At 45.7% G+C, this 7,264-nt stretch carries 7 protein-coding genes and 1 pseudogene; 6 read left to right on the forward strand and 2 right to left on the reverse strand.

Going from position 1 to position 7,264, the window contains the following annotated elements:
* Positions 1 to 199: 199 nt before the first annotated feature.
* From GC098_RS25360 to GC098_RS25385, 6 genes are all read left to right on the forward strand, one after another.
* The gene (locus tag GC098_RS25360; protein WP_171645997.1) at positions 200 to 1,261 is read left to right on the forward strand and encodes a BMP family lipoprotein; all 1,062 of its coding nucleotides are present in this window, start codon (positions 200 to 202) and stop codon (positions 1,259 to 1,261) included.
* A gap of 94 nt (positions 1,262 to 1,355) precedes the next feature.
* Positions 1,356 to 2,855: an ABC transporter ATP-binding protein gene (locus GC098_RS25365; RefSeq protein ID WP_171645998.1), complete on the forward strand. Its 1,500-nt coding sequence runs from the start codon at positions 1,356 to 1,358 to the stop codon at positions 2,853 to 2,855.
* Positions 2,848 to 3,915 carry an ABC transporter permease gene (locus GC098_RS25370; protein ID WP_171645999.1) on the forward strand — a complete coding sequence of 356 codons (1,068 nt, stop codon included), beginning with the start codon at positions 2,848 to 2,850 and terminating at the stop codon, positions 3,913 to 3,915. The genes GC098_RS25365 and GC098_RS25370 overlap by 8 nt, the downstream gene beginning before the upstream one ends.
* Before the next feature lie 28 nt (positions 3,916 to 3,943).
* Positions 3,944 to 4,822, forward strand: a complete 879-nt coding sequence (locus GC098_RS25375; RefSeq protein WP_171646004.1) for an ABC transporter permease — start codon at positions 3,944 to 3,946, stop codon at positions 4,820 to 4,822.
* Positions 4,823 to 4,846: 24 nt separating this feature from the next.
* Complete coding sequence (locus GC098_RS25380; RefSeq protein WP_246358942.1) at positions 4,847 to 5,518, forward strand: sulfite oxidase-like oxidoreductase; 672 nt, start codon at positions 4,847 to 4,849, stop codon at positions 5,516 to 5,518.
* 1 nt (position 5,519) lies between these two features.
* Positions 5,520 to 6,248 (forward strand): nucleoside phosphorylase, encoded by a 729-nt coding sequence (locus GC098_RS25385; RefSeq protein ID WP_171646000.1) that lies wholly within the window; start codon positions 5,520 to 5,522, stop codon positions 6,246 to 6,248.
* 415 nt (positions 6,249 to 6,663) lie between these two features.
* On the opposite strand, the gene GC098_RS25390 is transcribed toward GC098_RS25385, so the two are convergent.
* On the reverse strand, positions 6,664 to 6,876 hold the full coding sequence (locus GC098_RS25390; RefSeq protein WP_029197871.1) for a hypothetical protein: 213 nt from the start codon (positions 6,874 to 6,876) through the stop codon (positions 6,664 to 6,666).
* A gap of 181 nt (positions 6,877 to 7,057) precedes the next feature.
* Positions 7,058 to 7,264 (reverse strand): annotated as a pseudogene (locus tag GC098_RS40285) (stage V sporulation protein R); the annotation flags it as partial.

Consider the following 7,264-nt stretch of genomic DNA (forward strand, 5'->3'; position numbering starts at 1 on the left):
TTTTAATTCATATAGGAATAGTATGGTTTATTGAAATATATCAGTTAAGCCTATAGGTGTCAATAAATAATGGTTGTCGTTTTTATTCTTGACATGACCTATGGAATCTACTACTATCAGTCTTAGTTGAAAAGTCGCACTTTGTCGAATAGGATAAGAAAATCTTTGATAAAAACAGATCAAAAGGGGAGAGCCACACATGAAAAAAACGTTATTTTCCATTTTCGCCGTTACATTAATGCTGACTGGCTGCGGCACCGCTAAAAATGATACAGCAGCTCCAGCAGCTACGAAAGCTCCAGCAGCTACGAAAGCTGCAGAAGCAACAAAAGCGCCTGAAACGAAATCATCCAAAAAAATCATTCTAATAACACCAGAAAAAATCGGTGTGAACCCTTTCTTTGCTCAAGAGGATGAGGGTGTTAAAAAAGCAGGTAAAGAATTTGGCGTTGATGTGAAAACAGTAGAATCTACGGATGCCAGCGCGATTGAACAAAACCTGCGTGCTGCTGTTGCAGATAATTATGATCTTATTATTACCAGCTCCTTTGAATCCGAGGATGCTTTGAAAAAGGTAGCTGCTGAAAATCCAAAGAAATCTTTTGCTATTATTGATACAGTAGTTGATTTGCCCAACGTTAGAAGCGTAGTATTCCGTGAACACGAGGCAGCCTACTTGCTTGGTGCGGCTGCGGGTCTTGCAACTAAGAAAAATGTTGTCGGTATGGTGGCAGCAGTTGATATTCCTTTGATCAAAAAATACACAGTCGGTTTCCAAGAAGGTTTGAAATCTACGAATCCGAATGCAAAATTCATCGTCAACTATGTAGGAAGCTTCACGGATCCAGCAAAAGCGAAAGAGCTGGCATTGACGCAATTCTCTCAAGGAGCAGACTTCATCGCAGCAGCATCAGCTGTAGGCGATTTGGGCGTGTTCGAAGCGGCTAAGGAAAAAGGCTTCTACACATCCGGTCAAGATATCGACCGTACAGTGACGGATCCTGAGCACATCGTTCTCTCTCAATTGAAAGGTACAGACAGCGTTGCTTACCAAACTGTGAAAGATTTCGTAAATGGAACCTTTAAATTTGGCGCTGTGGATTACGGCTTGAAAGAAGACGGTGTTGGTCTTACTTTCGTAACAAAAGAAAGCAAATCCAAACTAAGTCCATTTATTGGACAAGACGTTGTGACTAAAGTTAAAGCCATCAAAGACGATATCGTAGCTGGCAAAGTTACAGTTCCGAATCCTCTTAAATAGTAGTACGTCCTTATAATCATAATATGACCCTGGAAACTGTTTACGGCGACGTAGGCAGTTTCCGCATTTCTAGGAAAGGAGTGCGAAACCCGTTATGCTGCTTCAAATGAACCAAATTACCAAAACCTATGGAAGCTTGACAGCCAACTCCAACGTAGATTTTTCGCTGCAAGAAGGTGAAATCCATGCGCTAGTCGGCGAGAATGGGGCAGGTAAAACAACCCTGATGCGCATCCTTTACGGAATGGAACAGCCAACGTCGGGCACGATTCTTTTACGCGGAAGAAAGATCCAGTTCGTGAATCCTACGGATGCGATTCGTCATGGCATCGGTATGGTGCATCAGCATTTCATGCTGTTTCCTTCATTTACGGTGGCTGAAAATATTGTCATCGGCAATGAACCGCAAGTCGGCGTGAAGTTCGACCGAAAGAAAGCTGCCCTGCAAGTGAAGGCATTGTGTGACATGTATCGGCTACCCATTGATCCACTCAGGAAAGTGGCTGATCTTCCGCTAGGATTACAACAGCGTGTTGAGATTTTGAAGGTGCTCTATCAAGGTGCGGATATTATTATTTTGGACGAGCCTACTGGTGTTTTGACACCGCTGGAAGCGAAAGAACTACTTGTCATTATGAAGAGCTTAGCGAGCCAGGGTAAAAGCTTCATTGTCATCACGCACAAATTACATGAGGTCATGGAAGTTGCGGACCGAGTTACGGTGCTTCGAGACGGTAAAATCAGAGGGACTGTAAATACTTCGGCAACTAACGCTGAAGAACTTTCTAGATTAATGGTAGGAAGAGAACTGGTGCAAACGAGCAAAAGTGCCGCAAGATTTGGTGAAACGGTTCTCGAAGTGAAAGAGATTACCATTCAAGGCAAGAAAGGAAAGCCAGTGTTGGAACGTGTCAGTCTTGAAGTGAAGGCTGGTGAGATCTTAGGCGTCGCTGGTATTTCCGGTAACGGACAGTCTGAGCTGATTCAAAGCATTACAGGGCTCCAACCGATTGATCAAGGTCACATTCGCTTGATGGGCAAGGAGATTACAAGTCGTTTGGTCCGTGAGATCAGAGAAAGCGGGCTTTCGCATATTCCAGAGGATCGTTACCAATGGGGGGCTGCCAAGGAAGGCAGCGTACTTGAAAACGGTACAATGGGACACCATAGAACGCATCGGCGTAACGGATTTTTACAAGGCAAGTCGCTGCGAAATATGGTTGACGGCTTCATCCAGCAATTCCAGATAAAAACGGGTTCCCAGGATACGAAAGTCAAATTTCTGTCTGGAGGCAACCTTCAGAAACTGATTGTAGCCAGAGAAATTGCCCAAAAACAACCGTTCCTTATCGCAGCTGAACCCACGCGTGGCGTAGATGTTGGAGCAATGGAAGTGATTCATGATGAGCTGTTGAAAAAACGTGATGAGCAGGGTGCGATTCTATTGGTATCTTCGGAATTGACGGAGATTCTTAAGCTTTCTGATCGCATTATCGTGATGTATGAAGGGCGTATTGCGGGAGAGCTGTCAGCGCAGCATGCGACTGAGGAGCAAATCAGTCTGTTGATGGCAGGAGGTCATTCCCATGCTTAATTGGAAAGGAAACATTGGCGCGCTGCTTCAACCGCTTATTGCGGTATGTATCGGTTTACTAGGTGGAGCCATTGCCATCGTTTTGATTGGCGGTTCCATTTCGGACACATACGCACAAATGTGGAAAGGTGCTTTCGGCAATTTTTACTTTTTTACAAATACTTTGACGCGAGCGACACCTCTTATATTAGTTGGATTAGGCGTTTCAATAGCTTTCCGCGCCGGATTTTTCAACATGGGTTCTGAAGGTCAAATGATCCTTGGTGCTTTAACCAGCGCGATGATTGCGCTCTATTTTCCTGGACCTGCACTTTTTAAATTATTCGCGGCACTGCTAGGCGGCATTGCTGTTGGCGGTATATGGTCAGCCTTTGCGGGTTGGCTTGATGCGCGATTTAAAATGAATTTGATTGTCACCACACTCTTGCTCAATTATATTGCGGCTTTGTTTGCGGGCTATTTGGTTGCCTATCCGCTCAAGGATAAAACAGGTTCAGCTGCGCTCGCGCAAACGATGATGGTTGATAAAAGCATATGGCTGCCCAAGCTTTTCCAAGGGATGAGCATGCATGCGGGCTTCATCATAGCCATTGTTTTGGCAGTTCTCTTATTCTTGTTTATTAAATACAGTGCTGCCGGTTACGAAATCCGCATGCTTGGCTACAATCCGTTGTTTGCCGCTTATGGAGGCGTAAATCGTGGGAAATTAATGCTCGCGAGCATGTTCGCGAGTGGTGGCTTTGCTGGTCTTGCAGGCGCTGTCGAAGTGCTAGGCATGCAGTATCGCTATACGGACGGCATGATAACGAATCCAGGCTTCGCTTGGTCCGGCATTATGGCTACGCTGCTTTCTGGCGCGCATCCGCTCGGTACAACTGTTGCTGCAGTCCTTCTGGCTGCATTGCAGACAGGCGGTATGGGTGTTGAACGGAACACGAGCATACCCCTCGAAATATCAAGTGTCATTCAGTCTCTCTTGATCTTGTTCGTCACGGCCAAGTTCAGTTATACCCTATGGAAACGCAGGAAAGGAGGGGGAAGCGGTGCAGCATCTTCTTGATGTTTCTTTATTTAATTCCATGATTCGGATGGTTGCTCCGATTCTCCTCGCTGCGCTCGGCGGTGCGATATGCTCAAGAGTGGGGTTGTTCAATGTTGGTTTGGAAGGCTTCGTGCTTGTAGGCGCGTTCTCTGCTATTGTAGGTAATCATTATTCCGGCAATGTGTATGTAGCTGTCTTGATTGCAATTGCGGTGACGATGTTATTTTCTCTTGCATTTGCGTATATTAGCATCCATTTGCAAGCGAACGTGATCGTTGTCGGTATTTCATTTAATTTTCTGGCGCTTGGCTTAACAGCATTTTGCCTAAAAGCCATTTTTCATGTGAAAGGCGCCTTCTATGATAAAAATATGGTGGGGCTGCCGAAGTGGAACATTCCTTTTGTGCAAGATATTCCTGTAATTGGCGGTATTATTTCAGGCCACTCTCCGCTTATTTACTTGGCCTTTGCCCTGGTGCTTGGCCTGCAGTACTTTTTATTTAAATCAGTCCTTGGTTTCCGCTTGTTGGCCGTGGGTGAGAACCCAGTAGCAGCGAAAAGCATTGGCATTAAAGTGGGCAGAATGCAGTATCTGGCCGTGTTAATTTGCGGCGTGCTTTGCGGGTTGGCAGGCGCTCAGCTTTCCCTCGGTCAAGTCACGATGTTCACCGAAGGCATGACGGCGGGCAGAGGCTTTATCGCACTGGTCGCAACGATGTTAGGACAAGCCAATCCGCTTGGCGTCATGGCGTCGAGCCTCCTGTTCGGACTGATGGATGCATTCAGCATCAGGCTGCAGGGCTTCTCGCTTCCGACTCATTTCACACAGATGCTTCCTTATATTGTGACGCTGCTGGCGATGCTCTTTTTTAGAAAGAGCAGTTATATGGCAGATGCTCAGAAAGCTAACGGAAGCTCGCGCTAGGCTGCTAAAAGGAGATAATGACTGATGGCAAAAGACACCAAAGCTGATCGAATCAGAAAAATGAAGGTTCCCTCCGTAGGTGCGGCAATGTCAGACCGAGTCCCGCCTGGGCAGGTTCTGACAGACCGGTTTCCTATTTTGCATGAAGGAGAAGTACCGGAATACGACATGGCGGAGTGGACATTGCGAGTGTTTGGCGAGGTCGAAGAGGACAAAGTTGTCACTTATGAACAATTGTTAGCGATGCCTCAAACGCAAGTCCTCTGCGATATTCACTGCGTAACCCGTTGGTCTAAGCTTGACACGGCTTGGGAAGGGATTCTATTCCGCGATTTTCTTCGCCTGCTGGATATCAAACCGCAAGGTAAGTTCGTCATGCTGCATGCAGACAACGATTATGAAACTAACGTCCCTCTAGAGGATCTTATGGGGGATCATGTTTTGTTGGCTTTGAAATATGATGGGAAGCCGCTGACTCCTAAACATGGTTGGCCTCTACGGCTCATTGTACCTCACCTATATTTTTGGAAAAGTCCGAAATGGATTCGAGGCGTCGAATTTATGACAGCTGACCGCGAAGGCTTCTGGGAACAAAATGGCTTCCATAATGTGGCCGATCCATTCCAAGAGCAGCGCTTCTCGGGGGAAGCGATTCCGATTCCAGAAGATGAATGGGAAAAGAAGGAGTTTGATTGACATGCTATTGCCAATTTTACAGGTTCATTCAGAGGATTTATCACCCTATGCGATCGTATGTGGTGACCCTTTTCGAGCGGAAGTCATAGCAAGCAAGTTAGATAATAGTAAAGAACTCGCCTTCAGCCGTGAATACCGCACGTTTGTTGGTGAATTCCAAGGAGTTCCGATTACAGTTGTAAGTCACGGCGTCGGCTCTCCGGGTGCAGCGGTTTGCTTCGAGGAACTGATCAAGGGTGGCGTGAAGACACTGATTCGCGTTGGCACAGCAGGCTCATATTCAGCTGATGTTCCGCCAGGCAGCTTAGTTGTCAGTACGGCAGCTGTGAGGGAAGAGGGCTTAACTCGCCAACTCGTTCCGCATGGCTTCCCAGCAGTTGCTGATCTGGATGTTGTGCAGGCTTTGTATGAAGCAGCATCAGAGACGGATGGTCTTGTGCGCAAAGGGATTACCGTTACCCTGGATGCCTTCTTCCAAGGTGTCGAGGAATTTCCACACCGCAAGTACAAGCAAGCCGGCGCTCTTGCCGTTGAGATGGAAATCGCAGCGCTCTATGTGATTGCTTCATTGCGCGGAGTGCGCGCGGGTGCGATTGTTGCGCTGGACGGTTATGCCGATGCTGATTTGAGAGAAGTCTATGACCCTCATACCGATGTTGTATCTCAAGCGGTAGAACGTGAAATTATGTCGGCGATAAGTGCTGTTATTAAACTACACGCTAAGGCGTAGAGACAATGGGATGACCGATGCCAAGGCGCTAGCTAAGTTAGAAGAGACTGCTCTAAAAGGCATTTTTGGATGTTATGGCTCTCTACCAATTACTGTAATGTACTATGCTTTGGTAACCAGAACTAATCGAGGGAACGTAGAAGCGCTATTTGGACGAAGAACACCGGAAATCATGAGGAAGAGGAACGAGGAGGCGTTATTTCGCGTTTTTTTGCCTCAGGGACGTTCCTTTTGATCAAATAGCGTACTCACGTTCCTCTTATTCGATTTCACGCGTAGTTTTCTCGAAATAACGCATCGACGTTCCGCAACTAGAGGTCGGGTGGCTTTCCCTTCGAAAGAAACAAAAAAAATGAGAAGGCAAGAATTAACTTGCCACCTCATTTTTTTTGTTTTTGTTTTAAAGATTATGTAATTAAAAAATTGGGATTCTTGCTTTATTCCCATCTTTGGCATATAAAATGGCTTCTGAGCTAAATAAATCAACGTGCTCTAACGGTTGAGCAAGGTTCATCGTTGTAAATTTGTTATAACGAAGAGCGTTGATCAGAGAGGGAATTAATTTGTGGTCCGTTCCAACAAAATTGACAGAAATCGGTGTTTTGTTAAATAAGATGTTCATTCTCACTTCAACTCATCTCCTATTACAAAATAAATAATATGATTAACTGAGTATTAAGAATATCATCTATTAAATAATAAGTCCGTCGATTACCGTTGTCGGAATAACACTAGTTCTGTCGAGGCTCGGGAAAATAAAACACGTGCAAATAGAGGCCGCTTGAACCAATGCGTTCAAGTGGCCTCTCTTCAAAAGCGTGCTTCAAATACAATTCGCCACTGCGCTGGTAATCCCCGTCTTCCACGACGATGTAGGGGAATCCGCCATTTACTCTGGAGTAAATAAGCTGGTCCTGCGTGTTTTCTCAAGTTTTATCCGTAATTTTCCATTCCGGACCTTTCTTTTCAAACACGTACAGATCCAATTCTTCCACGAGAGGTTTATTCAAATAATT

Source organism: Paenibacillus phytorum (genome assembly GCF_013141715.1).
Classification (GTDB): domain Bacteria; phylum Bacillota; class Bacilli; order Paenibacillales; family NBRC-103111; genus Paenibacillus_E; species Paenibacillus_E phytorum.

Excerpts from the sequence above, each read along its gene's own strand:
- GC098_RS25380 (WP_246358942.1), top strand. The coding sequence starts at position 4,847 with ATGGCAAAAGACACCAAAGCTGATCGAATCAGAAAAATGAAGGTTCCC.
- GC098_RS25375 (WP_171646004.1), top strand. The coding sequence starts at position 3,944 with ATGGTTGCTCCGATTCTCCTCGCTGCGCTCGGCGGTGCGATATGCTCA.
- GC098_RS25385 (WP_171646000.1), top strand. The coding sequence starts at position 5,520 with ATGCTATTGCCAATTTTACAGGTTCATTCAGAGGATTTATCACCCTAT.
- GC098_RS25360 (WP_171645997.1), top strand. The coding sequence starts at position 200 with ATGAAAAAAACGTTATTTTCCATTTTCGCCGTTACATTAATGCTGACT.
- GC098_RS25370 (WP_171645999.1), top strand. The coding sequence starts at position 2,848 with ATGCTTAATTGGAAAGGAAACATTGGCGCGCTGCTTCAACCGCTTATT.
- GC098_RS25365 (WP_171645998.1), top strand. The coding sequence starts at position 1,356 with ATGCTGCTTCAAATGAACCAAATTACCAAAACCTATGGAAGCTTGACA.